Genomic DNA, 2,716 nt, shown 5'->3' on the forward strand with positions numbered 1-2,716 from the left:
GGTACTAATCCTATAAGTTATGGTTTTCCTGGTAAAAAAGATTTTATACTTGGAGATATGGCAACAAGTGAGGTATCATTAGGACGCATATTTACAGCAAGAGAAAATAATGAAACAGTACCTATGCATTGGGGAGTTGATGAAAACGGTAATCCTAGTTCTAATCCTCATGAGATAAGATATGTTGTACCTTTTGGAGGAGTTAAGGGATATTTAATAATGACTATGGTTGAAGCTTTTACCGGGCTTTTAATAGGGCAAGTATATTGCAATAATTTAGTAAAAATGTACGGCGATATGGATAAAAAAAGAAATCTTTCTACATTTATACTTGTTATTGATCCTGCCGTTTATAATGATTTGGATACTTATTTAAATACTGTGCAGTCATTTATTGATGATATAAGAAAAGAGCCTGCTTTAAAAGAAGGAGAAACTATATCAGTACCGGGGGAGAGAAAAGAATCTTGTTCTTTTGATTATTTAAAAAATGGAATACCTTTATCTGAACATGTTTATAAATATATTTTTGACAAATAAATTTTAGGCTTCATTAAATGAGTAATTTATATACTACTCTTTCAAAAGAATTTGAAAAATTAAAGAATGAAAAAGAAGCTGTTTTCATGGCTAAGTACATGAAAAATAATTTTGAGTTTTTAGGTATTCATTCAAAGGAAAGAAAAGAAGCTGAGAAAAGAGTATTCAAAAATATTCCAAAAGATGAAAAAGATTTTATTGATTTTAATTTCACTGATAAATGCTATGAAAATAAATACAGGGAATTTCAGTATGCAGCTGTAGATTATCTTATTTTAAAAAAGAAATATTTAAATAAAAGTCATATAGGAAAATTAAAAGAATATGCACTTACAAAATCATGGTGGGATAGCATAGATTTTTTAGACAGGATAATCGGTGATATTGCTTTAAGGGATGAAACAATTAATGATATACTTTTAGAATGGTCTTTATCCGATAACATTTGGCTTAGAAGAATAGCTATAGATCATCAGCTTTTAAGAAAAGATAAAACCAATACTGAATTATTAGAAAAAATTATAATAAACAATTTAAACAACAAAGAGTTTTTTATAAACAAAGCAATAGGATGGTCTTTAAGGGATTATAGTAAAACTAATCCTGATTGGGTTCGTAATTTTATAGAAAGGCACAAAGAAAATATGTCTAATCTAAGCATAAAGGAAGCTAGCAAGTATATTTAATTTATTATTGTTGCTAGTGATAAACTCATAATTATAAATTTCATTACCCGCCCAAGTGTTGATTAGATTTAAAATTTATTTAACACATTTCTGCCAAAAAGTAAATTTTTTATTAATATTAAAACTACCAACTTGAAAATACCAAAAATGAAATATATTATTTTTATAATAAGAAATTATTTGAGGTAAAATATGTTATCATCAGAAGAATATTATGAAGAAGGTATTAATTATCATGAGGAAGGAAAATACAAAGAAGCTATAGAATCTTTTGATAAAGCAATAGAGCTTGATAATACTCAATTAAGATATTACAATGCTAGAGGCATATCTAAAAATAGTTTAGAAGAATATGAAGAAGCTATTAAGGATTATGATAAAGCTATAGAGTTAAATCCTAACAATAGTTCAGTATATAATAACAGAGGAAACTCTAAATCAGATTTAAAACAATACGAAGAGGCTATCAAAGATTATGATAAAGCTATAGAATTAGACCCTAATAATAGTCATGCTTATATTAATAGATAAAATTCTAAGGCTTATTTAAAAAAAATATAAAGAATCTATTGAAGATTATAATGAAGCTATAGAATTAGATCCTAATGATAGTAAGGCTTATTATAACAGAGGAATTTCCAAAGCAGATTCAAAACAATATGAAGAATCTATTGAAGATTATAATAAAGCCATAGAGTTAGACCCTAATAATAGCTCTATTTATAATAATAGAAGTGTCAGTAAATTTAATTTATGTCGATATGAAGAAGCAATTAAAGATTATAAAAAATCTTTAGAATTGAAGAATAATAGCATAGTTTAGAAAATATTCAATATAAATATGGTTTGAAATTAACTTTACGCACGGTAAACAAAATTTTTAATATAATAAAATTTGAAATTACTATAAAACCATATTTATAACTTTGCTCTGCGTGCGGTGAATGCGTTATAAATTTTAAAAAAAAATTTTGGGTGGGCGTTAACAATTATATTTAAACTTACAAGAAATGAAAAACAATAATTTCAAATTAAAGTAATAAGCCTATAGGGTGGGCAAATGTAATTAAGCTTTAAAATTTATTTACATACCCCGCCCTTTAAAGTTTAATGCTTCATTTTGAATTTTAATATTAATTATATTTGTAGTTTAATTAGAATTTGTTGGCACCCGCCCAAGTTTTAATTAAATTTATAGTTCTAATTAACGCACGGTTAATTAATAATTTTTTATTAGGCGATGAATATAATCCAAAATTATGGTTAGGCGGAGAAGTTAAAACAATAAAAAAGTATGATGCTAATAAATATAATGAGTGGATTGTTTATACGCCTACAGAAGTGGAGGAAATGATAAGAAAACATAATTATACTGTTTCTTGTAAAAAATAATCGATTAACTTTTGACATAATATAAAATTTTTAGTATATTATATCAGCTATAAAATTACGGAGTTATATATTTTTATATGAAAAAAGAAAAGAATGAA

At 25.6% G+C, this 2,716-nt stretch carries 5 protein-coding genes; all 5 read left to right on the forward strand.

Annotation, left to right across the window (positions count from 1 at the left end; translation table 11 throughout):
- A partial coding sequence (locus tag Q0J90_RS09755; protein WP_297277718.1) for an Ldh family oxidoreductase occupies nucleotides 1-540 on the forward strand: 540 nt, incomplete at its 5' end.
- 17 nt (nucleotides 541-557) lie between these two features.
- Nucleotides 558-1,226 (forward strand): DNA alkylation repair protein, encoded by a 669-nt coding sequence (locus Q0J90_RS09760; RefSeq protein WP_297277719.1) that lies wholly within the window; start codon nucleotides 558-560, stop codon nucleotides 1,224-1,226.
- Between the two features lie 192 nt (nucleotides 1,227-1,418).
- Entirely contained in the window at nucleotides 1,419-1,757 is a 339-nt protein-coding gene (locus Q0J90_RS09765; RefSeq protein ID WP_297277720.1) for a tetratricopeptide repeat protein, read from the forward strand.
- Between the two features lie 37 nt (nucleotides 1,758-1,794).
- The gene (locus Q0J90_RS09770; RefSeq protein ID WP_297277722.1) at nucleotides 1,795-2,049 is read left to right on the forward strand and encodes a tetratricopeptide repeat protein; all 255 of its coding nucleotides are present in this window, start codon (nucleotides 1,795-1,797) and stop codon (nucleotides 2,047-2,049) included.
- A gap of 341 nt (nucleotides 2,050-2,390) precedes the next feature.
- Complete coding sequence (locus tag Q0J90_RS09775) at nucleotides 2,391-2,618, forward strand: hypothetical protein (protein ID WP_297277721.1); 228 nt, start codon at nucleotides 2,391-2,393, stop codon at nucleotides 2,616-2,618.
- Nucleotides 2,619-2,716 lie beyond the last annotated feature (98 nt).

The organism is uncultured Brachyspira sp. (assembly GCF_944390595.1).
In the GTDB taxonomy this organism is placed as follows: Bacteria; Spirochaetota; Brachyspiria; order Brachyspirales; family Brachyspiraceae; genus Brachyspira.

Bases quoted from the DNA above. Each gene is read 5' to 3' on its own strand.
- Q0J90_RS09760 (WP_297277719.1), top strand. From the start codon at position 558: ATGAGTAATTTATATACTACTCTTTCAAAAGAATTTGAAAAATTAAAG.
- Q0J90_RS09765 (WP_297277720.1), top strand. From the start codon at position 1,419: ATGTTATCATCAGAAGAATATTATGAAGAAGGTATTAATTATCATGAG.